The sequence below is a fragment of the Nocardia sp. FBN12 genome, from assembly GCF_054031145.1.
This window is the reverse complement of sequence record NZ_CM132926.1, coordinates 5,198,065-5,223,320: the sequence shown is the minus strand read 5'-3', so window position 1 is coordinate 5,223,320 and position 25,256 is coordinate 5,198,065. Positions and strand designations below refer to the sequence as shown.

The following is a 25,256-nucleotide window of genomic DNA, read 5'->3' as shown; positions in this document are numbered from 1 at the left end:
CGCCCGAGACCGCCGCGGGTCTGCGCGCGATCTCCGACGCCGGCCTGCACAACCTCTACGGCCCCACCGAAGCCGCGGTCTCGGTGACCTATTGGGAGGCAACCGAAGCCGACACCACGCAGGTGCCGATCGGTATCCCCGAGTGGAATGTCGAAGTCTACGTACTGGATTCGCGGCTGCGCCCGGCCGCGATCGGCGCACCGGGTGAGCTGTACCTGGCCGGTCGGCAGCTGGCCCGCTGCTACCGCGGCCGCCCCGACCTGACCTCGGATCGCTTCGTCGCCAACCCCGTCGGCGCCCCCGGCGAGCGCATGTACCGCACCGGTGACCTGGTGCGCTGGAACGCCGACGGCGTCCTGGAATACATCGGCCGCACCGACTTCCAGGTGAAGTTCCGCGGTCAGCGCATCGAGCTCGGCGAGATCGAGACCGACCTGCTCGCACACCCGACCGTCAGCCAGGCCGCGGTGCTCGTGGTCGATACCGCGACCGGTCAGCAGCTCGTCGCCTACATCGTGCCCGCGCCCGGCCAGTCCGCCGACCCGGCGACGCTGACCCGCTTCGTGTCCGAGAAGCTGCCCGCCTACATGGTGCCCGCGTCGATCATGGTGCTCGACGCGTTCCCGCTCAACACCTCGGGCAAACTGGACCGCAAGGGCCTGCCCGAACCCGTCTTCACCGCTGCCGCAGGCGATTTCCGCGCACCGCGCACCCCGGCCGAGCAGATCGTGGCGGGCATCTTCGGCGACGTGCTGAGCCAGGAACGCGTCGGCGCCGACGACAACTTCTTCGAACTCGGCGGCAACTCGCTGGTCGCCACCCAGGTCGTCGCCCGCATCGGCGCCGCCTTCGGCATCCAGCTCGGTGTGCGCGCGCTGTTCGAGACCCCGACCGTGGCCGGACTCGCCGCACGGGCCGAATCCGTCACGCCCGCCGATGTTTCCACCCGGCCGCCGCTCGTCGCGCAGCCGCATCCCGAGCAGGTGCCGCTGTCGCTGGCCCAGCAGCGGATGTGGTTCATCAACCAGTTCGACCCCACCGCGCCCACCTACAACCTGCCCTTCGTGGTGCAGATGAAGGGCCGCGTCGACGTCGACGCCCTGATCGCCGCGCTCAATGATGTTGTGGTGCGCCAGGAATCGCTGCGCACGATCTTCCCCGACGCCGACGGTGGCTTCCAGCAGGTCCTCGGCGCCGACGAATTCGATCTCGGCATCGCGGTGACTCCGATCGACCAGTCGCGCCTGCGCGACGAACTGATCGACTTCGCCTCCACCGGCTTCGACGTCACCCTCGAGCTGCCGATTCGCGTCCAGATCTTCAAGGTCGTCGGCGGAATCGCTGAGTCCAACGGCGCCGCCCCCGAGGGCTCTGCCTGGTCACGCTCCGCGACCGCCGAGCCCGCCGGTCACGGCGGTGACACACCGGCGGAATACGCGGTCGCCTTCGTGGTGCACCACATCGCCGCCGACGGTTTCTCCTTCGGCCCGCTGGCCCGCGACGTCGCCACCGCCTACCTGGCTCGCGCCGCCGGTCAGGCCCCGGCCTGGCTGCCGCTGCCGGTCCAGTACCGCGACTACACCCTGTGGCAGCACGAACTGCTCGGCGCCGAATCCGACCCGGCCTCGATGGCCGCCCGTCAGCTCGACTACTGGAAGAGCGCCCTCGAGGGCCTGCCCGACCAGCTCGACCTGCCCAGCGACCGCCCGCGTCCGCAGCAGCAGAGCTTCCGCGGCGCGCGCGTCGGTTTCGAGATCGACGCCGACACCCACGAGCAGCTCGCCGCCGTGGCCCGCGCCAACGGCGTCACCCTGTTCATGGTGGTGCACGCCTCCCTCGCGGTGTTGCTCGCGCGACTGTCGGGCACCACCGACATCGCCGTCGGCACCCCCATCGCCGGCCGCGGTGAGCAGGCACTGGACGACCTGATCGGCATGTTCGTCAACACCCTGGTGTTGCGTTCCGACGTCGACCCCACCCAGCCGTTCAGCGAATTCCTCACTCGCACACGCGAAACCGATCTGAGCGCGTTCGCCAACGCGGACGTCCCGTTCGAGCGGCTCGTCGACGTACTCAACCCGTCGCGCTCGCAGGCGCGGCACCCGCTGTTCCAGGTGGTGCTGTCGTTCCAGGAGATGTCGCACGGCACCCTGGAACTGCCCGGTCTCACGGTCACGGCCGACGAGGTCGAGGTCGACATGGCCAAGTTCGACCTGCAGTGGACCCTCACCGAGGAACACACCGGCACCGGCTCGCTCTCGGGCATGACCGGCGTACTCACCTACGCCATCGACCTGTTCGACCAGTCGACCGTCGAAGAACTGCTGCTGCGCTGGCGGCGCGTGCTCGACGCGATCCTGGCCGACCCGGCCGTCACCGTCGGCGCGATCGACGTGCTCGACGACGCCGAACGCGCCGATCTGGTCACCCGCTTCGGCGCCCCCGCCGCGGTGGCGCGCACTCTGCCGCAGCTGATCGCGCAGGCCGCCCGCGACACCGAGGCGACCGCCGTGGTGTTCGAGGGCACCGCGGTGACCTACGGCGAACTCGATCGTCGCTCGAACCAGTTGGCGCGCTTGCTGATCCAGCAGGGTCTTGGCGCCGAGGACTTCGTCGCCGTCGCCGTGCCGCGCTCGCTGGAATCGGTGCTCGCCGTGTGGGCGGTCACCAAGACCGGCGCCGCGTTTGTGCCCGTCGATCCGAACTACCCGGCCGACCGCATCGCCCACATGATCGCCGATGCCGGTGTGTCCGTCGGCATCACGGTCACCGGCGAGGCCGATGAGCTCCCGGGTTTCGCGCAGCGACCGGCGGGCCCGGACGCGGTTGCGGAGCAGTCGGGCACAGTGAGCTGGGTCGTGGTCGACGACATCGATCTCACCCACATCTCCGACGCGCCGCTGGCTCCGCGCGAACTGGTCCGCCAGGCCGATCCCGCGCAGCCCGCGTACCTGATCTACACCTCCGGTTCCACCGGTGTGCCAAAGGGCGTCGTGGTCACCCATGCCTCCGTCGCCAACTTCTGCGCCGAGCAGATCGACCTCTACTCCCTCGACTCCACTACGCGCGCACTGCATTTCGCCTCGCCGTCGTTCGACGCGTCGGTGCTGGAAATGCTGCTCGCCATCGGTCGCGGCGGCACGCTCGTCGTCGTCCCGCCTGGTGTCTACGGTGGTGAGGAACTGCGTGACATCCTCATCACCGAACAGGTCACCCACGCGTTCGTGACCCCGGCCGCGCTGGCCACCTTCGACGCCCGTGGCCTCGATCACCTGCGGGTGCTCGCCGCCGGCGGTGAAGCGGTTCCGCCCGAACTGGTCTCGAAGTGGGCTGTGCGCCTGCCCGACGGCTCGCGCCGCATGCTCGGCAATGTCTACGGCCCCACCGAGACCACCATCGCGTCCAACCTCAGCGAAGGGCTGATCCCGGGGGAGCGGGTCGTCATCGGCGGCCCGATCCGCGGCGTCCACACCCTGATCCTCGACGACCGCCTTCGCCCCGTGCCGGTCGGTGTCGCGGGTGAGCTCTACATCGGTGGCGTCGGCATGGCGCGTGGGTACCACGCGCGCGCCTCGCTGACCGCCGACCGTTTCGTCGCCAACCCCTACGCCCCCGGCGCGCGGATGTACCGCACCGGTGACGTGGTGCGCTGGACCGCCGACCGCAATGTGGAGTACGTCGGCCGCTCCGACTTCCAGGTGAAGGTCCGCGGTTTCCGTATCGAGCTGGGCGAAATCGATTCCGCGCTCGCCTCGCACGAGACCGTCGACTTCGCGGTGAGCATCGGTCACAAGAACAAGGGCGGCAGCACCTCGCTGGTGTCCTATGTCGTCGCGACGCCGGGCAATTCGATCGACATCGCCGAGCTCACCGACCATGTCGCGCAGCGTTTGCCCGCGTACATGGTGCCGTCGTCGATCATGGTGCTCGCCGCGATCCCGCTGACCGTCAACGGCAAGCTCGATCGTCGCGCGCTGCCCGCGCCGGTGTTCGAGGTGCGCGAGTTCCGCGCGCCGACCACGCCGATCGAGCAGATCGTCGCGCAGATCTTCGCCGACGTGCTCGAACTGGGCCGGGTCGGTGTCGAGGACGACTTCTTCGAACTGGGCGGCAACTCGCTGATCGCCACCCAAGTCGCGTCCCGCATCGGTATCGCCCTCGACACCCGCGTCCCGGTGCGCATGCTGTTCGAGGCCCCCACGGTGGCCGCGCTGGCCGCCCGCGTGGAGTCCCAGGCCGGTGACGGCGCGCGCAAGGCGCTGGTCGCCCGCGAACGTCCTGACCGGGTGCCGCTGTCGCTGGCGCAGCAGCGCATGTGGTTCCTCAACCGCTTCGACACCGCGTCGGCGGTCAACAACATCCCCGTCGCGATCCGGCTCTCCGGTGACCTCGACGTGGCCGCCCTGCAGGTCGCGGTCATCGACGTCATCGACCGGCACGAGTCGCTGCGTACCGTGTTCCCGGACTCGGGCACCGGCCCCGTGCAGGTGGTTCTCGACGCCGCCCAGATCGTCCCCGACCTCACCCCGTACCGGGTCACCGAGGACAACCTCATCGATCACCTGATCGATCTGGCGTCGATGGCGTTCGACGTGACCAGCGAAGTACCCCTGCACGCAAGGCTTTTCGAGGTCTCCGAGTCCGAGTACGTGCTCGGTATGGTGGTGCACCACATCTCCGCGGACGGCTGGTCGATGGCCCCGCTCTCGCGCGATGTGATCATGGCCTATGCCGCCCGCACCTCGTGGGAAGCGCCGACCTGGGCCGAATTGCCGGTGCAGTACGCCGATTACGCGCTCTGGCAGCGTGAGGTGCTCGGTTCCGAGGACGACCCGCAGTCGCTGATCTCCTCCGAGATCGCCTACTGGGCGAAGGAACTCGCCGATCTGCCCGACGAGCTGGTCCTCCCGGCCGATCACCCGCGCCCGCCCGCCGCCTCCTACCGCGGTGGCACGTACAGCTTCGTCATCGCGAGCGAAACCCAGCGCGCCCTGGTCGAATTGGGCCGCCGCTACAACGCCTCGCTGTTCATGGTCATGCACAGCGCGCTGGCCGTGCTGCTCGCCCGCGCCAGCGGCACCAGCGACATCGCGATCGGCACACCGGTCGCGGGCCGTGGTGACCAGGCGCTCGACGACCTGGTCGGCATGTTCGTCAACACCCTGGTGCTGCGTTCGCAGGTCGAGGGCGCCACCCCGTTCGCGACCCTGCTCGATCAGGCACGCGAGACCGACCTGCAGGCCTTCGCACATGCCGACGTGCCGTTCGAGCGGCTCGTCGAGGTGCTGAACCCGGCGCGCTCGCAGGCACGTCACCCGCTGTTCCAGGTGATGCTGTCGTTCCAGAACAACAAGCAGGCCTCGCTGCAGCTGCCCGGCCTCGCGGTCAGCGGCATCGACTACGACCCGCAGCTGGCCAAGTTCGACCTGCAGCTCAGCCTCACCGAGGTACAGGACACCGACGGTGAACCCGGCGGCATGGCGGCCGAGTTCTCGTACGCGCTGGACCTGTTCTCCGAATCGACGATCGCCGCGTTCGCGCGCAGGCTCGACAACATCTTCGCCGCGGTCGTCGCCGATCCCGAGGTGATGGTCGGCGACATCGATCTGCTCGCGCCCGAGGAACACGCGCAGGTCCTCGTCGACTGGAACGACACCGCGCACGCCGTCCCGCACGCCACCCTGGTGTCGCTGTTCGACGCGCAGGTCGAGCGGACTCCGGACGCGGTCGCCCTGGTCTTCGACAACGAGGAACTGTCCTACCGCGAGCTGCAGGAGCGGGCCAACCGCATCGCCCGCCGCTTGATCTCCGACGGCGTCGGCCCCGGTGACCATGTGGCACTGGCGATTCGGCGCTCGACGGAGCTGGTCGTCGCCATGTACGCGGTGCTGCAGACCGGTGCCGCCTACGTGCCGCTCGACCCGGATCAGCCCGCCGACCGCATCGGCCACATCATCGAGACCGCGCAGCCGCGACTGGTGCTCACCAGCCGTCGCGACTCGTTCGACGCCGACGGTGTGACCGTGGCCGCGGTCGAGAACCTCTTCTCGCCCGCCGACTTCAGCGGTGCCCCGATCGCCGATGCCGAACGCGTGCAACCGATTCGGGCCACCAACACCGCCTATGTGATCTTCACGTCCGGCTCGACCGGTCGTCCCAAGGGTGTGGCGGTCGATCACGCCGCGATCGTCAACCGCCTGCTGTGGATGCAGCACGAGTACCCGATCGACGCCGCCGACGCCGTGCTGCAGAAGACTCCGGCCACCTTCGACGTGTCGGTCTGGGAGTTCTTCTGGCCCTTGCAGACCGGTGCCCGCCTGGTCGTCGCCAAGCCCGACGGCCACCGCGACCCGGTGTACCTGGCCCAGATCATCGCCGAACGCGGCATCACCACCGCGCACTTCGTGCCCTCGATGCTGTCGGTGTTCGTCTCGACCCTCGGCAGCAACGGCAACGGCGACGCGGTGCGCCTGCGTCAGGTGTTCGCCTCCGGTGAGGCGCTGCCCGCGCCCACCGCGCAGCGCCTGCGCGAACTCACCGGTGCGCGCCTGCACAACCTGTACGGGCCCACCGAGGCCGCGGTCGACGTCACCTATCACGAGGTCGTCGACGCCGATGTGGAGTCGGTGCCGATCGGGCGTCCGGTGTGGAACACCCGGGTGTTCGTGCTGGATTCGCGACTGCACCCGGTGGCACCCGGCGTCGCGGGAGAGCTCTATCTCGCGGGCGACCAGCTGGCCGTCGGCTACCTCAACCGGGCCGACCTCACCGCCGACCGTTTCGTCGCCAACCCGTACGGCGGGGCCGGCTCGCGCATGTACCGCACCGGCGACCTGGTCACCTGGACCTCGGTGTCCGACGGCTCTGGCCTGACGCACGGCGAACTGAACTACCTGGGCCGCACCGACTTCCAGGTGAAGCTGCGCGGTCTGCGCATCGAACTCGGCGAGATCGAGGCGACCCTGCTGGCCCAGCCGGGTGTCGCGCAGTCGGTCGTCGTCGTGCGCTCCGACGCGCACGCCGGTGACCAGCTCGTCGGTTACGTTGTGCCCGAAGCGGAGACGACCCTCGACGTGGCCGCCGTGAAGGCGGGCATCACCGCCGAACTGCCCACCTACATGGTGCCGTCCGCCCTGGTGGTGCTGGATGCCTTCCCGCTCAACGCTTCCGGCAAGCTCGACCGTAAAGCGTTGCCCGCGCCGGTGTTCGAGGCCAAGGTGTTCCGCGCGCCCTCGACGCCGATCGAGGAGATCGTCGCCGAGATCTTCGCCGACCTGCTCGGCGCCGAGCGCGTCGGCGTGGACGACGACTTCTTCGCCCTCGGCGGCAACTCCCTGGTCGCCACCCAGGTCGCCGCCCGCCTGAGCAAGGCACTCGATGCCGAGGTCGGCGTGCGCACCCTGTTCGAGGCGCCCACCGTCGGTGCCCTGGCCGCGCGCGTGGAATCGCACGCGGGCACCGGTCTGCGCGCCGAACTCACGGCTCGTCAGCGTCCCGAGCACCCGCCGCTCTCGCTCGCGCAGCAGCGCATGTGGTTCCTGAACCGCTTCGACGTCGCCGACACCGGCACCTACAACATCCCGGTCGCGGTCCGCCTCCAGGGCCTGCTCGACCTGCCCGCTCTGCGCGGCGCGGTCGCCGACGTGGTCGCCCGCCACGAAACCCTGCGCACGGTCTATCCCGTGTACGTGGCCGCCGAGCCGGGTCGCGCCACCATGGCCGACGGCAGCGCCTTCCAGAAGGTCCTGGCGGCCGCGGGCTCGATCCCCGAAGTCGAGCTGGTCGAAGCCGACGAGACCGACATGGCGACCTCGCTCTACGAGTTCGCCCGCCGCGGCTTCGACGTCACCGCGAACGCGCCTGTGCGCCTTCGGGTCTACGAACTCAGCGAACGCGAGCACGTGCTGGTGATGGTGGTCCACCACATCGCCGCCGACGGCTTCTCGCTGCGCCCGCTGGTGCGCGACCTGATGACCGCCTACGTGGCTCGCACCGCGGGCACCGAACCCGGCTGGCCGCCCCTGGACATCCAGTACGTCGACTACGCGCTCTGGCAGCGCGAAATCCTCGGCGACGAAACCGATCCCACCTCGCTGATCTCCGAGCAGCTCGAGCACTGGCGCGGCGCGCTGGCCGACCTGCCCGACGAACTGCGCCTCGGCCACAAGTCGCGGCCCGCGCAGGCCAGCTACCAGGCGGGCACGCACCGTTTCGAGTTGCCGGGCGAGCTCGTCGACGCACTGAACCAGGTCGCGCACGAGCACAGCACCACCCTGTTCATGGTGGTGCACAGCGCCTTCGCCGTGCTGCTGTCGCGCCTGTCCGGTACCGACGACATCGCCATCGGCACCCCGGTCGCGGGCCGTGGTCAGCAGGCCCTCGACGACCTGGTCGGCATGTTCGTCAACACCCTGGTGCTGCGCGCGCAGGTCGACCCGGCCGCCACCTTCACCGAGCTGCTCGGTCAGGTCCGCGAACACGATCTGGCCGCCTTCGCCCACGCCGACGTGCCGTTCGAGCGCCTCGTCGAGGTGCTCAACCCGGCGCGCTCGCAGTCGCGGCACCCGCTGTTCCAGGTGATGCTCTCGTTCCAGAACCTGGGCCGCACCACCTTGGAACTGCCCGGCCTCACGGTCTCGGAGCTGGGTATCGACCAGCACATGGCCAAGTTCGACCTGCAGCTCGCGCTGAGCGAGGTTCCGGACGACAGCTACATGGACGCCGAACTCGTCTACGCCACAGACCTTTTCGACGCCGACTTCGCCGCGCGGTTCGGTGCCCGCCTGCTGCGCGTGCTCACCGCCATCGTGGTCGATCCCTCGGCCCCCGTCGGCGACATCGAACTCCTCGACACCGCCGAACGCACCCTGGTGCTCGACCGCTGGAACGACACCGAATTCGCGGTCGACGCCGCGCTGAGCACCCCGAGCGACGACGACCCGGCCACCCTCAATGCCCTCTTCGAGGCCCAGGTCGCGCGCACGCCCGACGCGATCGCGCTCACGTTCGAGGGGACGAGTCTGTCCTACGCCGAGTTCGCGGGGCGGGTGCGTCAGCTGGCGCGCTGGCTCAAGGACGCCGGTGTCGGCCCGGAATCGTATGTGGCCCTTGGTATGCGGCGCTCGATCGACCTGCTGGTCGGCATGTACGCCGTGTCCGCCGCCGGTGGCGCGTACGTGCCGCTCGACCCCGACCACCCGGCCGAGCGCATCGAGCACATCCTCGAGACCGCGCAACCGGTCTGCGTGCTCACCTCCGGTGAGGACCTGCCCGCGGCCGCCGGTCGCGAGGTGCGCATCGACCAGCTCGACCTGTCGGGCCACTCGACCGCGCCGGTCACCGATGCCGACCGGCACCGCCCGCTGCGCTCGGACAACACCGCCTACGTCATCTTCACCTCCGGTTCGACCGGTCGCCCCAAGGGCGTCGCGGTCAGCCACGCGGCGATCGTCAACCGCCTGGTGTGGATGCACGCCGCCTACGGCCTCGCCGCCGACGACGTGGTGCTGCAGAAGACCCCCGCCACCTTCGACGTGTCGGTGTGGGAGTTCTTCTGGCCCCTGCAGGTCGGCGCGCGCCTGGTCGTCGCCAAGCCGGACGGCCATCGCGATCCGGCCTACCTGGCGCGGCTGATCGTGGCCGAGCAGGTCACCACGGTGCACTTCGTGCCGTCGATGATGGCGGTGTTCGTCACCGAACCGCTTGCCGCCGAGTGTGTCTCGCTGCGTAACGTGTTCGCCTCCGGTGAAGGTCTGCCCGCGCCGACCGCCCAGCGTCTGCGCGAATTGACCGGCGCCGCACTGCACAACCTCTACGGACCCACCGAAGCCGCGGTCGACGTGACCTATCACGAGGTCACCGACGCCGACACCGAGACAGTGCCGATCGGCGCCCCGGTGTTCAACACCCGCCTGTACGTGCTGGATTCGCGACTGCGGCCGGTTCCGGTCGGTGTCGCGGGTGAGCTCTATCTCGCGGGCGTGCAGCTGGCCCACGGGTATGTGGGTCGCGCGGATCTGACGATGGACCGGTTCGTCGCCGATCCCTTCGCACCCGGCGAGCGCATGTACCGCACCGGTGACCTCGTCACCTGGACCGCGGCAGGCGAACTGGAATACCTGGGCCGCACCGACTTCCAGGTGAAGCTGCGTGGTCTGCGCATCGAACTCGGTGAGATCGAGTCGGCGCTGACCGCGCTGCCGGAGATCGCCCAGTCGGTGGTCGTGGTTCGCGCCGATGAGCACACCGGCGATCAGCTGGTCGCCTACGTCATCCCGCAGACCGGCGCCACCGTCGACACCGACGCGGTCAAGAACGCCCTCGGCACCGCGCTGCCGGTCTACATGGTGCCCGCCGCGTACGTGGTGCTGAACGCGTTCCCGCTCAACGCCTCCGGCAAGCTCGACCGCAAGGCGCTGCCCTCGCCGGTGTTCGCCGCGCGGGTGTTCCAGCCGCCGGTCACGCCGGTGCAGCAGATCGTCGCCGCCACCTTCGCCGAGGTGCTCGGCGCCGGTCAGGTCGGCCTCGACGACGACTTCTTCGAACTCGGCGGCAACTCCCTGGTCGCCACCAGGGTCGCGGCGCGCCTGTCGGAGGCGCTCGACATCCAGGTGCCGCTGCGCGCGCTGTTCGAGGCCTCGACGGTGGCCGCGCTGTCCGCGCACGTCGAAACGCACACCGGCCGTGGCGGCCGGATCCCGCTTGCTCCTCGCCCGCGTCCCGAGTTGGTGCCGCTGTCGCAGGCCCAGCAGCGGATGTGGTTCCTCAACCGCTTCGACAATCGCACCGCGGTCAACAACATCCCCGTCGCGATCCGCCTCACCGGTGAGCTCGATGTCGCCGCGCTCGAAGCGGCCATCGCCGACGTGGTCGCCCGGCACGAGTCCCTGCGCACCTTCTACCCGGCCGCCGACATCGCCACGAGCGCGGTGGAGGAAGGCGCGGGCTACCAGCGGATCCTGCCCGCCGACGAGGCCCGTTTCGCGCTGGCCGCCCAGCCGGTCGCCGCGAGCGACGTGGTGGCCAGGGTGATCGAACTGGCGAGCGTGCACTTCGACGTGACCCGCGAAGTCCCGTTCCGCGCGAGCCTGCTGCGCGTCGACGACCGTACCCACGTCGCCGTGCTGGTCATGCACCACATCAGCGGCGACGGCTTCTCGCTGCGTCCGCTGCTGCGCGATGTCGTCATCGCCTACACCGAGCGCACCCGCGGCGAGATCCCCGCCTGGGCGCCACTCGAGGTCCAGTACGCCGACTACACCCTGTGGCAGCGTGAGGTCCTCGGCGAGGAGTCCGATCCCGAGTCGGTCGCCGCGAGCCAGCTCACCTACTGGACCGAGCAACTGCGCGACCTGCCGGATCAGCTCGAGCTGCCCGCCGATCGCCCGCGCCCCGAGGTCGCCACCAATGCCGGTGACCTGCACCGATTCTCGGTCGACGCGCAACTGCGCCACGCACTGACCGAGATCGCCCGCGCCCGCGGCGTCACGCTGTTCATGGTGATGCACGCGGCACTGGCCACCTGGGCCGCGCGCCTGTCCAACAGCACCGACATCGCCATCGGCACGCCCATCGCCGGTCGTGGCGAGCGCACGCTCGACGACCTGGTCGGCATGTTCGTCAACACCCTGGTGCTGCGCAGCGAGGTCGACTCGAGCGCGAGCTTCAGTGACCTCCTCGACCAGATCCGCAAGGTCGACCTGTCCGCCTTCGCCAACGCCGATGTGCCGTTCGAACGCCTCGTCGACGTGCTCAGCCCCACCCGATCGCAGGCGCACCACCCGCTGTTCCAGGTGGTGCTCACCTTCGAAGCGGCCACCGCCGCCGACACCGGCACCATCGCCCTGCCCGGCCTCGACCTCGATGTCGTCGACTTCGACCCGGGCACAGCGAAATTCGACGTGCAGCTCACCGTGGGCGAAGCCGCCGACGGCTCGCTCGCACTGTCGTGGAACTACGCCACCGATCTGTTCGACGCCGAAACCGTCGTCGCCTTCGGTGACCGGCTGGTACGCATCCTGCGCACCGTCGCCGAGAACCCGGACGTGATCGTCGGCGACATCGACCTGCTCGGCGAGGCCGAGCAGCGCGATGTCGCCCAGCGCTGGGTGTCCTCGGGGGTCGACGCCATCGGCCTGCCGGTCATCCACGACGCGAGCACCCCCGCCGGCTACCGGCGCGGCCTGTTCGGCAACAAGCACACCACCCTGGTCGACCTGTTCGACGCCGCGGCCGCCGCCTACCCCGATCGCATCGCCGCCAAGTTCGGCATGGAATCGCTGACCTACAGCGAACTCGATCGCCGCGCGAACGTGCTGGCGCGCAGGCTGATCGACGACGGCGCGCGCCCGGAATCGCTGGTCGCGGTGATCCTGCCGCGCTCGCTGGACCTGGTCGTCGCGCTGCTCGCCGTGGTGAAGACCGGCGCGGGCTACGTGCCCGTCGACCCGACCTACCCGGCCGAGCGCATCGCCTACGTGCTCGAGGACTCGCGCCCCACCAGCGTGGTCCTCGATTCGACCGTCCAGGTGACGGTGCCGGAGCACCTGCCCTCGGTGGTACTCGACGGCTTCGCCGTGGAAACCGGCAATATCGAAGACGCCGACGATGCCCCGATCACCGACGCCGACCGGCTCGCCCCGCTCTCGCCGGACAATGTCGCCTACGTCATCTACACCTCCGGCTCGACCGGCCGCCCCAAGGGTGTCGCGGTCGCGCACCGCAATGTGGTGCGCCTGTTCGCCAACACCGATCGCGACTTCGGCTTCGGCCCGCGCGATGTGTGGACCCTGTTCCACTCCTACGCCTTCGACTTCTCGGTGTGGGAACTGTGGGGCCCGCTGCTGTTCGGCGGCTCGCTGATCGTCGTCGACTACTACACCTCGCGTTCGCCCGAGCAGTTCCTGGAACTGCTGCGCGTGGAACAGGTGACGGTGCTCAACCAGACGCCGTCGGCGTTCTACCAGCTGGCCGAGGCCGACCGGAACGCCGGCCCGGGCCTGGAACCGCTCGCCCTGCGCTACGTCGTATTCGGTGGCGAGGCGCTCGAACTGCGCCGCCTGTCGGATTGGGTCGCCCGCCACGGTGACAGCTCGCCGACGCTGGTCAACATGTACGGCATCACCGAGACCACGGTGCACGTGTCGTTCCGGGCGCTGGACGCGAAAACCATTGCCGCCGCGGCTGGTTCGGTCGTCGGCCGCGCCATCGCGGGCCTTGGCGTGTACGTGCTCGACAACCGGTTGCGTCCGGTGCCGGTGGGTGTCGCGGGCGAAATGTATGTGGCCGGACCGCAATTGGCGCGCGGCTACCTCGGTCGCCCCGACCTGACCGCCACCCGCTTCGTCGCCAACCCCCTCGCGGGCCCGAACCAGGGCGGCTCGCGCCTGTACCGCTCCGGTGACCTCGCGCGCTGGAACCGCTTCGGTGAACTCGAATACCTCGGCCGCGCCGACGACCAGGTGAAGGTCCGCGGCTTCCGAATCGAGCTCGGCGAGATCGAAGCCGCCGTCCTCGCGCAGCCCGGCATCGCTCAGGCCGCGGTCATCGTGCGCGAGGATCAGCCGGGTGACCAGCGGATCGTCGCCTACGTGGTCGCCGAGGGCGATCTCGAACCCGACCTGGAGACCATCCGCAGCGGTGCGGCCGAACAGCTGCCCGCCTACATGGTTCCGGCGGCGCTCGTGCGCCTCGAGTGGATCCCGCTGACCGTCAACGGCAAGCTGGACCGCCGCGCGCTGCCCGCTCCGGCGGTGCAGGCGCGGGCCTTCCGCGCACCGGTCACGCCTGTGCAGGAAACCGTCGCCGCGGTCTTCGCCGACGTCCTCGGCCTTGACCGGGTCGGCGTCGACGACGACTTCTTCGACCTCGGCGGCAACTCGCTCATCGCCACCCGCGTCGTCGCCCGCATCGGTGCGGCGCTCGGCGCCACGGTGCCGGTGCGCGCGCTGTTCGAAGCCTCCACCGTGGAAGCCCTTGCGACACGGGTGGAATCGCACACCGGCGGCACCGCCCGCGCGGCGCTGGTCGCCCGCGAGCGCGCCGAAGGTGAACTGGTTCCGCTGTCGTTCGCGCAGCAGCGCATGTGGTTCCTCAACAAGTACGACACCACCTCGGCCGCCTACAACCTGCCCGTCGCGATCCGCCTCACCGGCGAACTCGACACCGAGGCACTGTCGTTGGCGCTGGCCGACCTGGTCCGCAGGCACGAGTCGCTGCGCACCCGCTACCCCGAACACGGCGGCACCCCGGTGCAGCAGATCGTCGCGGCGGAACGCATCTCGCTGGATCTGCGCCCGGTCGCGGTCTCGCCGGACGAGCTGTTCGAGACCGTCACCGAGTTCGTCTCCACCGGTTTCGATGTGGCCGAACAGGTTCCGATGCGCGCGCGGCTGTTCCGGGTCGCCTCCGCTGAACACGTCTTGGTCGTGGTCGTGCACCACATCGCCGCCGACGGCTTCTCGATCGCGCCGCTGACCCGCGACGTCATGCGGGCCTACACCGCCCGCGCCCAGGGCACTGCCCCGGGTTGGACGCCGCTGCCGGTGCAGTACGCCGATTTCGCGATCTGGCAGCGTGCGGTGCTCGGCACCGAGGACGACGCCGATTCGTTGATGTCGCGCCAGGTCGGGTATTGGCAGCAGCAACTCGCCGGCGTTCCCGACGAACTGACCCTGCCGTTCGACCGGCAGCGTCCGGCCATCGCCTCACTGCGCGGCGCCACCGTGCATCGCGAGCTCTCGCCCGAGCTCATCGCGAAGCTCGACGAGGTGGCCCGTCGCCAGGGCGCGTCGCTGTTCATGGTCATGCACACCGCGCTGGCGGTGCTGTTGGCTCGCCTTTCCGGCTCCGACGACGTAGCTATCGGCACCCCGATCGCGGGCCGTGGTGAGCAGGCGCTCGACGACCTGGTTGGCATGTTCGTCAACACCCTGGTGCTGCGCACCGGCGTGCGCCCGGCCGAGTCGTTCACCGACCTGCTCGAGCAGGCGCGCAAGACCGACCTGGACGCCTACGGCAACGCCGACGTGCCCTTCGAACGCCTGGTGGAACTCCTGGCGCCCGAGCGCTCGCAGTCGCGCAACCCGCTGTTCCAGGTGATGCTGGCCTTCCAGAACCTGGACCGCACCACCTTGGAACTGCCCGGCCTGGCTGTCTCCGCGCTCGATCTCGACGAGAGCGTTGCCCGCTTCGACCTGCAGTTCACCCTCTCCGAGCTGGGCGAACCCGGCCACGGCGGGATGGCGCTGGCACTGAACTACGCCACCGAACTGTTCGACGAGGACACCGTCGCCACCATCGCGACCCGCTGGGAACGAGTGCTCGAAGCGGTGGCCGCCGATGCGTCGGTGACCGTCAGCGCGATCGATGTGCTCGATGCCGCCGAGCGGGCCGACCTGGTGTTCCGGGTCGGCGAACCGCCGGTGCCCGCGCGCACCCTGCGCAACCTCATGGCCGACGCTGTCGCCCAGAACCCGACCGGCACCGCCGTGGTGTTCCAGGGGACGAGTGTCGCCCACCCGTCGCCCGACCACCGCCCCTCATCGAGTCGCTTCGCGACGCTGTCGTACGCCGAACTCGACGAACGCTCGAACCGCCTGGCGCGCTTGCTGATCGCCGAGGGAATCGGCACCGAAGACCTCGTCGCGATCGGCGTTCCGCGATCGGCCGACTCGGTGCTGGCAGCGTGGGCGGTCGCCAAGACCGGTGCCGCGTTCGTCCCGGTCGACCCGACCTATCCCGCCGACCGCATCGCCCACATGGTCACCGACTCCGGTTCGCCGCTGGGCATCACCGTCGCGTCGGTGCTGGGCGGACTGCCCGACATCGCACCGCCTACCGCGGCCGGTGTCGAATCCACGCCGCACGCGTCGGGTGAAGCCGCCGAGTCGGAAACAAGCCATGGCAGTTCGACCGCGGATGCTCCCGCGGCAGGTTGGCTCGTGCTCGATGAGCTCGACCTGGCTCGTTTCGACGGCGGTCCGATCACCGACGCCGAGCTCGTCCGGGTAACCGCCCCTGAGCAGCCCGCCTACGTGATCTACACCTCCGGCTCCACCGGCGTGCCCAAGGGCGTCGTCGTCACGCACGCCGGTCTTGCCAACTTCGGCGAGGAGCAGGCCAAGCGCTACGCCCTCGATTCCGGCACGCGCGCACTGCATTTCGCCTCGCCCTCGTTCGACGCCTCGATCCTCGAACTGCTGCTGGCGCTGGCCCGCGGTGGCACGCTGGTCGTCGTCCCGCCGGGCGTCTACGGCGGCGACGAACTGTCCGAACTGATCCGCACCGAGCGGGTCACCCACGCCTTCATCACCCCCGCCGCCCTGGCGACCTTCGACCCCACCGGCCTCGACTCGCTGCGCGTCCTGGTCGCCGGTGGTGAGGCGGTGCCCGCCGATCTGGTGAGCAAGTGGGCAGTTCCCCTGGAAAACGGCACAACTCGCGCCTTCCACAACGGTTACGGACCCACCGAGACCACGATCATGACGAACATCAGCGCCGCGCTGGTGCCGGGCGAGTTGGTCACCATCGGTGGGCCGACCCGCGGCATGCGCTCGCTGATCCTGGACGCCCAGCTCCAGCCCGTTCCGGTGGGTGTCGCGGGTGAGCTCTACCTGTCGGGCATCCAGCTGGCCCGCGGCTACCACGCCCGCGCCGGGCTCACCGCCGACCGGTTCGTCGCCGACCCGTTCCTGCCGGGGGAGCGGATGTACCGCACCGGCGACGTCGTGCGCTGGACCGCCGAGCGGACCGTCGAGTACGTCGGCCGCTCCGACTTCCAGGTCAAGATCCGCGGCTTCCGGATCGAACTGGGCGAGATCGACTCCGCTCTCGCCTCGCACGAGACCGTCGACTTCGCCACCACAGTCGGCCACAAGAGCACCGCTGGCGCCGTCTCGCTGGTCGCGTATGTGGTTGCCGCGCCGGGTCATTCGATCGATGTCGCCGCGCTGACCGCGCACGTCGAGGATCGCCTGCCCGCGTACATGGTGCCGTCGTCGATCATGGTGATCGACCACGTGCCGCTCACCCCGGTCGGCAAGCTCGACCGAAAGGCGCTGCCGGAGCCGGTGTTCGCCACCGAGGTGACCTTCCGGGCCGCGCGAAACCCGATCGAGCAGACCATCGCCGAGGTCTTCGCCGAGGTGCTCGGGGTGGAACGCGTTGGCGTGGACGACTCGTTCTTCGCCCTCGGCGGCGACTCGATCGTCTCCATCCAGCTCGTCTCCCGCGCCAAGGCGCGCGGCGTGCTCTTCTCCCCGCGCAACGTCTTCGAACAGCGCACCGTCGCCGGCCTGGCCTCGGTCGCCGAAACCGCCGATGTGGCAGCCGCTTCCGCGATCACCCTGGCCGAGCTGCCGGGCGGTGGCGTCGGCGAGATGCCGCTGACCCCGGTCGTGCGGTTCATGGCGGAGCGGGCCGGTTCGTTCAACCGGTTCAACCAGACCATGGCGCTGGAACTGCCGGTCGGCATCGACCGCGCCGGCATCGCCGCCACCGTCGGCGCGGTCATCGATCGCCACGACATGCTGCGCTCGCGCCTGCACCAGGTCGACGGCCGCTGGGTCGTCGACACCGCCCCGACCGGCACCGTCGACGCCACCGCACTGATCGACCACACCGCTTTCGACACCGCCGTCTCCGATGCCGAACTCGTCGAAATCGCTTCCGCCGCATTGGATGCCAGCCTCGACCGCCTCGACCCCGCCAACGGTGTCGTCGTGCGCTTCGTCTGGCTCGAGCCGGACCTGAACACCGCTGAGTCGAGCGACGCCGCCCCGGAGGGCCTGGCAGTCACGCACACCAGCGCCGCGACCGGTGCGTCGAATGCCCGTCGGGCGGGTCGACTGATCGTCGTCGCCCACCACCTCGTGGTCGACGGTGTCTCGTGGCGCATCCTCGTGCCCGACTTCGTTTCCGCGTGGGGTCAGCTCTCCGCCGGGCAGCAGCCCGAACTCGGCGCCCCCGCCACCTCGATGCGGGCCTGGGCGCACGCCCTCGCCGACGAGGCGAAGAGCGCCGATCGCGCCGCCGAACTCGACTTCTGGCGTGCGGTCGTCCAGACCCCGGACCCGCTGCTCACCGAGCGGCCGATGGACCCGGCGGTCGACGTCTCCGGCGTCGTCGAGAAGCTGCCGGTCGAGGTGTCCGCCGAGGTCACCAAGGCCCTGCTCACCACCGTCCCCGCGCTGTTCCACGGTGGCGTGAACGACGGCCTGCTCACTGCGCTGGCACTGGCCGCCGCCAAGTGGCGCTCCACCCGCACCGGTACCGCGAGCAGCGACCGTGCCGCCACGAACGGTCGCAGTTCGGCCGCGGGCGCGCGGTCCGGCGACGACGCCCTGCTGGTCCGCCTCGAAGGCCACGGCCGCGAGGAAGAGGTCGCGCCCGGCGCCGATCTGTCCCGCACTGTCGGCTGGTTCACCGCGATCTTCCCGGTCCGCCTCGACCTGGCAGGCATCGATATCGACGCCGCTCTCGCCGGTGGACCGGCGCTGGGCCAGGCCGTGAAGGCCGTCAAGGAACAGCTGCTCTCGGTGCCCGACAAGGGCATCGGTTACGGCCTGCTGCGGTACATGAACGCCGAGACCGCCGTCGAACTGCCCACGCAGCTCCCCGGCCAGATCAGCTTCAACTACCTCGGCCGCGTCGCCGACAGCGATGTCCCCGAAGCCCTGCGCGGCTTCGGCTGGATTCCCGCGCCCGAACTGGCCGCCCTCGGTGGCGCCTACGACGCCGACATGCCCGCGATGGCGCCCCTCGACGTCAACGCGATCGTCGTCGGCGACAAGCTCAGCGCCAACATCGGCTACCCGAGCACCCTGCTCGCCGAAGCCGAGGTCCGCGAATTCGCCGACCTGTGGATCACCGCACTCGAAGCCGTTGCCCGGCACGCCAATTCGGCGGACGCGGGCGGCCACACGCCGTCCGACTTCGCTCTCGTGCGCGCCACCCAGCGTGACATCGACACCTGGGAGCAGCGCTACCCCGAGCTGACCCAGGTGTGGCCGCTGGCCGCGCTGCAGGCAGGCCTGTTCTTCCACGCCCGCCTCGCGGCCAGCTCGGTCGACGTCTACACCGCCCAGGCTGTTCTCACGCTCACCGGTCGCGTCGACGCCACCCGTCTGCGCGCCGCCGCCCAGGCGCTGCTCGACCGCCACGAAACCCTGCGCACCGCGTTCGTCACCGACCACGACGGCAATGCCGTACAGGTCGTCCTCGACACCACCCGTGTTGCCTGGACCGAACACGACCGCACGGAATCGGGCGAGTACAACGACCTCGTCGAGGCCGACCGCACCGCCCGCTTCGACCTGGCGAACCCGCCGCTGATCCGCTTCACACTGATCCAGATCGCCGAGCACGAGTGGCGCTTCGTGGTGTCCAACCACCACATCCTCCTGGACGGCTGGTCGACGCCGCTGGTCATGCGTGACCTGCTCGCCCTCTACGCCCTGCACGGCGACGCGAGCGCGCTGCCCGCCGTTCGCTCCTACCGCCACTTCCTGGAATGGGTTGCCCGCCAGGATCATTCGGTCTCGGTCGAGGCCTGGTCCGACGCACTGCGCGGCGTCACCGAGCCCACCATGCTGGCTCGTCCCGACGCGAGCCGCGAGATCGCCGCGTTGTCCGACGAGTACCTGTTCGACCTCGACGAGCCCACCACGGCCCGCCTGGTCGCCCTGGCCGCCGACCTCGGCGTCACCCCGAACACCGTTCTTCAGGTGGCCTGGTCGATCGTGCTCGGCCGGATGACCGGCCGCGACGACGTGCTCTTCGGCACCACCGTCTCGGGCCGTCCCGCGCAGCTCGCAGGCGTGGAATCCATGGTCGGCCTGTTCATCAACACCGTCCCGGTGCGCGTGCGCTTCGACGCCGCCGAATCGGTGCGTGACGTGCTCACCCGTACCCAGGGCGAGCAGGCCGACCTGCTCGACCACCACTACATCGGCCTCGCCGAGATCCAGTCGGCGGCAGGCATCGGTGGCCTGTTCGACTCGCTGGTGGTCTTCGAGTCCTACCCGGTCGACGCCGAGGGCATCAAGGCCCAGGCCGCCGATATCGACGGCATGGCCGTCACCGGCCTCGACGCCGCCGACGCCACGCACTACCCGCTGTCGCTGATCGCCCAGCTCGACACCCAGCTGCGCATCCGCGCCGGCTACTTGAGCGACCTGTTCGACGCCGCCACCGTCCATCGCATCGCCGAGCGCCTGATCCGGGTGCTCACCGCGATCACCACGGAACCGGCTGTCGCCGTGGGTGATATCGAGCTGCTCGATGCCGCCGAACGCGAACTCGTCGTCCGTGCGTGGAACGCCACCGCGCACGAGGTCGATCAGCAGGCCACCCTCGTCTCGATGTTCGAGGCCCAGCTGGCGCGCACGCCGCGGGGCACCGCGCTGTCCTTCGAGGGCACCAGCCTGTCCTACGCCGAGTTCGCCCAGCGGGTCTACCGCCTGTCGCGCTGGCTGATCGACCGCGGCGTCGGCCCGGAAACCTATGTGGCACTTGGCATGCGCCGCTCGCTCGACCTGGTGATCGGCATGTACGCGGTGAGCGTGGCCGGTGGCGCCTATGTGCCGCTCGACCCCGATCACCCGGCCGAGCGCACGGAATACATTCTGGCGACAGCGGATCCGGTGTGTGTGCTCACCTCGGGCACCGATCTGGCGATCGACACCGCGCAGGTGCGCATCGACCTGCTCGATCTGGACGGCTACACCGACACTCGCGTCACCGATGCCCAGCGCATCGCGCCGCTGCGTCCGGAGAACACCGCGTACGTGATCTTCACGTCGGGTTCGACCGGCCGGCCGAAGGGCGTTGCGGTCAGCCACGGTGCGATCGTCAACCGTCTCGTCTGGATGCAGGAGGCCTACGGCCTGACCGAGGCCGATGTGGTCCTGCAGAAGACGCCCGCCACCTTCGACGTGTCGGTGTGGGAGTTCTTCTGGCCCTTGCAGATCGGCGCGAAGCTCGTCGTCGCGAAGCCGGACGGCCATCGCGATCCGGCGTACCTCGCGGAGATCATTCGCACCGAGGGCGTCACCGTCACCCACTTCGTGCCGTCGATGCTCGCCGTGTTCGTCGCCGACGCCGCGGCCGCGCGCTGTGAGTCGCTGCGCATGGTGTTCGCCTCCGGTGAAGCGTTGCCGCCCAAGCCCGCTCACCGTCTGCGTGAGCTGACCGGCGCCGCGCTGCACAACCTGTACGGCCCCACCGAGGCCGCGGTCGACGTCACCTTCCACGAGGTCGTCGACACCGATGTGGACACTGTCCCGATCGGCGCGCCGGTCTTCAACACCCAGGTCTACGTTCTCGACGCGCGCCTGCGCCCTGTCCCGGTCGGCGTCGCGGGTGAGCTCTACCTCGCGGGCGATCAGTTGGCGCGCGGATACGTCGCGCGGCCTGACCTGTCCGCGGACCGCTTCGTTGCCAACCCGTTCGGCGCTGTATCCGACGGCGGTGCAGCCGAGGGCCCTGCGCGGTCACGCTCCGCTACCGCCTCCGGGCCCGCCGGCAGCCCCACGGGCGGCGAGCGCATGTACCGCACCGGTGACCTCGTCGCCTGGACCGAACAGGGCGAGCTGGAATACCTGGGCCGCACCGACTTCCAGGTGAAGCTGCGCGGTCTGCGCATCGAGCTCGGCGAGATCGAGTCCGCGCTCACCGGCCTCGACGAGGTCGCGCAGTCGGTGGTCGTCGTACGCGGCGATCAGCACACCGGTGACCAGCTGGTGGCCTACGTCATCCCGGCGACCGGCCGCACCGTCGACATCGAGGACACCCGCGAGGAACTGGGCAACAACCTGCCCGCCTACATGGTGCCCGCGGTGATCATCGTCCTCGACGAGTTCCCGCTCAACGCCTCCGGCAAGCTCGACCGCAAGGCGCTGCCCGCGCCGGTGTTCGAGGCCGCGGTGTTCCGCGCCCCGACCACTCCGGTCGAGGAGATCGTCGCGGCGACCTTCGCCGGCGTGCTCGGCCTCGACCGGGTCGGCCTCGACGACGACTTCTTCGCCCTCGGCGGCAACTCGCTGACCGCCACCCAGGTCGCCGCCCGCCTGTCGGCCGCCTTGGACTCCGATATCGGCGTGCGCGAGCTGTTCGAAGCCTCCACCGTCGCCGCCCTGGCGGCCCGCGCCGAGACGCACTCCGGTGCCGAGCGTCGCGCACCGCTGGTGCCGCAGCAACGCCCCGAGCGGGTGCCGCTGTCCCTTGCCCAGCAGCGCATGTGGTTCCTCAACCGCTTCGACCCCGAGTCCGCGGTGGACAACATCCCTGCCGCCGTGCGACTTTCGGGTCTGCTCGACCGCCAGGCCCTCCAGGTGGCCGTGGCCGACGTGCTCGCCCGCCACGAATCCCTGCGCAGCTACTACCCGGAGGTCTCCGGCGCCGGCTACCAGGTGATCGTCCCGACCGGCAAGGTGATCCCCGACCTCGCGCCGATCGAGACCACCGCCGCCGAACTGCCGCAACGGCTTTCGGAGCTGGTGCGCACCGCGTTCGACGTCACCGCCGAGGTACCCTTCCGCGCGGCCCTGTTCGAGGTGAGCCCCACCGAACACGTGCTCGCCCTTGTCGTGCACCACATCTCGGCCGACGGCTTCTCCATGGGCCCACTCACCCGCGACGTGATGACCGCCTACAGCGCCCGCGTCGAAGGCGCGGAACCGGCCTGGCGTCCCCTCGAGGTCCAGTACGCCGACTTCGCGCTCTGGCAGCGCGCCGTGCTCGGTGACGAGGACGACGTGAAATCGGTGATCGCCCAGCAGATCTCGTTCTGGGGTTCGACCCTGCGCGGCCTGCCCGAGCAGCTCGACCTGCCCGCCGACCGGCCGCGCCCCGCGGTCGCCAGCGGCCGCGGCGCCACCCACACCTTCGAGATCGACGCGAAAACCCACGCGGCACTGGCCGAGCTGGCCCGCACCCGTGGCGCGACGCTGTTCATGGTCGCCCACGCGGCGCTGGCCCTGCTGCTCTCGCGCCTGTCCGGCGAGAACGACATCGCCATCGGTACCCCCATCGCGGGCCGTGGTGAGCGCGCTCTCGACGACCTGATCGGCATGTTCGTCAACACCCTGGTGCTGCGCACCGAGGTGGACAGCGACGCCGGCTTCACCGACCTGCTCGGCGAGGTCCGCACGAGCGACATCGCCGCCTTCGGCCACGCCGACCTGCCGTTCGAGCGCCTCGTCGAGATCATCAACCCCGCTCGCTCGCAGGCCCGCCACCCGCTGTTCCAGGTCATGCTGGCCTTCCAGAACACCGCCCAGACGAGCCTGGAACTGCCCGGCCTCACCGTCAGCGGCGTCGACCTCCCGATCGACGTGGCCAAGTTCGACCTGCAGGTCGTGCTGACCGAGAAGCAGGGCGAGACCGCAGGCATCGTCGCCGAGCTGATCTACGCCACCGACCTGTTCGACGCGGCGACGATGGAACGCTTCGGTGCCCGGTTCGCCCGCCTGCTCGCCGGAATCGCGGCGACCCCGCACCGCGCCGTCGGCGACATCGCGCTGCTCGACTCGGCGGAAACCGCACTGGCCGTGCGGGGTTGGAACGACACCGCCCGCGAGCTGCCCGACGCGGGCACGCTGGTGGACGAGTTCGCCCGCCAGGCCGCGGCCACCCCTGACGCGGTCGCGATGATCGACCCCGCCACCGGGGAAACCCTGACCTACGCCGAATTCGCTTCGCGCGTACACCGGTTGGCACATCGCCTGATCGAAGCGGGCGTCGGCCCGGAATCCCTGGTCGCCCTCGGCCTGCGCCGCAGCGTCGACCTGGTCGTCGCCGCCTACGCGGTGCAGGAAGCAGGCGGTGGCTACGTGCCGCTGGACCTGGACCAGCCCGCCGACCGCATCGCCTATGTGCTCGAGACGGCGGCCCCGGTCGCCGTCCTCACTACGACCCGCGACGGGTTCGGGCTCGACGACAGCGCGGCCGAGGATGCCGCCGGATCACGCGCCACCGCGACCGCGACCGGCCAGGCTGCCGTGACCGGCGGCGCTGCCGTGACCGGCTCGTCCGCTGGGATCGGCTCGGCTGTCGGCGGCGAGGTCGCGGGTGACCCGATGACGCTGGTCATCGACGCGATCGACCTCTCGGCGTACCCGGAGACCCCGGTCACCGACGCCGAGCGGATCGCGCCGCTGCGCCCGCAGCACCCGGCCTACGTCATCTTCACCTCCGGTTCGACCGGTCGCCCCAAGGGTGTGGCCGTGCCGCACTCGGCCGTGGTGAACCAGATCCGCTGGATCACCGGCGAATACGGCATCGGTGCCGACGATGTAGTGCTGTTCAAGACGCCCGCCACCTTCGACGTCTCGGTGTGGGAGCTGTTCGGCCCGCTGAGCACCGGCGGCCGGATCGTCGTGGCGAGCCCGGACGGTCACCGCGATCCCCAGTACCTGGCGGATGTCATTGCCGCGCAACAGGTCACGATGACGTCGTTCGTGCCGTCCATGCTGACTGTTTTCGCAGCCAGCATCGGTGAAGCCGCTGTCGAGGGCGGAGCTCTGTCCTCGCTGCGCGCCCTGCTGATCGCCGGTGAGGCGTTCACCGCCGACACGGTCGTCGCGTTCCGCAAGGTGAGCGACGCGGCCCTGTTCAACCTGTACGGGCCCACCGAGTTCACCGTTCATGCGACGCACGGCCCGGTCGCCGACCAGGTCGAAGGTGCCGTCCCGATCGGTGCGCCGGTCTGGAACTCGCAGGCCTACGTCCTGGATTCGCGTCTGCACCCGGTCGCCGCCGGTGTCGCCGGTGAGCTGTACCTCGCTGGTGCCCAGCTGGCGCGCGGCTACTTCGGCCGACCCGACCTCACCGCCGACCGCTTCGTCGCCGACCCGTTCGGGACAAGCGGTGAGCGCATGTACCGCACCGGTGACCTCGTCCGCCGCGACGAGAACGGCGTCATCACCTATCTCGGCCGCACCGACTTCCAGGTCAAGCTGCGTGGTCTGCGGATCGAGCTCGGCGAGATCGAGGCCGCGCTCACCGCGCACAACACCCTCACCCAGGCTGTGGTGGTCGTGCGCTCGGATGCGCGCACCGGTGACCAGCTCGTCGGCTATGTCGTGCCCGCCGCCGGCGAGACCGTCGAAATCGGCGCTCTGCGTGCGCATCTCGCGGCACAGCTGCCGTCGTACATGGTTCCGGCCGCGTTCGTCGTCATCGACGAGATGCCGCTGAGCGCCAATGGCAAGCTCGACCGGCGGGCCCTGCCCGAGCCGGTGTTCGAGGCGCGCGAG

Annotated in this window: 1 protein-coding gene (running past both ends of the window); it reads left to right on the top strand. The window is 70.0% G+C overall.

All 25,256 nt of this window come from inside a single coding sequence — locus tag ACWZHB_RS24585, non-ribosomal peptide synthase/polyketide synthase (RefSeq protein ID WP_427904174.1), on the top strand. Of the gene's 44,592 coding nucleotides, 2,236 precede the window and 17,100 follow it; the stretch shown corresponds to coding positions 2,237–27,492, spanning codon 746 (partial) through codon 9,164 (complete); the first codon wholly inside the window starts at position 3. The start codon and the stop codon both lie outside this window.